Source organism: Streptococcus cristatus, from assembly GCF_001588905.1.
In the GTDB taxonomy this organism is placed as follows: Bacteria; Bacillota; Bacilli; order Lactobacillales; family Streptococcaceae; genus Streptococcus; species Streptococcus cristatus_N.
In genome coordinates this window covers 1-672 of record NZ_LAWH01000076.1, presented here as the reverse complement: position 1 = coordinate 672, position 672 = coordinate 1, and the positions used below count along the sequence as shown (strand labels likewise).

The 672-nt window shown below is 37.8% G+C and carries 1 protein-coding gene; it reads right to left on the bottom strand.

Annotated features, from left to right (window positions below):
* Window positions 1-159: 159 nt before the first annotated feature.
* Window positions 160-516: an inorganic diphosphatase gene (locus tag A0765_RS09745; RefSeq protein WP_062006382.1), complete on the bottom strand. Its 357-nt coding sequence runs from the start codon at window positions 514-516 to the stop codon at window positions 160-162.
* Between the last annotated feature and the right edge of the window lie 156 nt (window positions 517-672).

Here is a 672-nt window from a genome sequence, read left to right as displayed (position 1 = left end):
ATCATTTTAGATTCATCCATGCGATTTTTTTCGTGAATTACCGTCTTGTAATTTTATCCGATATTTAGGAAAGCTTAATCGAATATAGACTTTCATTATTAAGCTAAACCATTTAGAACAGCGCTCACAAGAGCCGATTTCTGGTCTTTATCATGGATATTAAGGATTTGAATCATTGCTCTCTTCCACCATCTCAATCCAAGAATCAAAATACTGCTCCATAAATTGAGTCTGCTCCGCTATCAAAATTTTGTCAATCTCCTCATTAGCAGGAGCCAAGACCCACTTGTCTTCTATATCATCACGCCGATGGATGATAGCAACCAACTTTCCTGTAAAATTTTCCAGAGGCTGCTGCGGGTCACGGGAAATAATATACACATCCTGCTCTTCGCCATCTCCACCCATCAGCTCAGGGATATAACCATAATTAATCAGATAGACATTCCCAAAAGAATCTTTAAAACCGACTGGCCGATCAATGACAGCACTAAATATCTTTTCCTTGCATTTCAACCTTTCTTTACCTCCATCAGCTACTTTCTAGCTTCATTATACAAGAAAAATCCCGCCGGAGCGAGCCTTTCTATCTATAGCCTGATTATTCGTTTATATTTCCTATATTATGCAAGCCTTGCACTACATAAAATTAGAATATACTTCGCTGTTTTT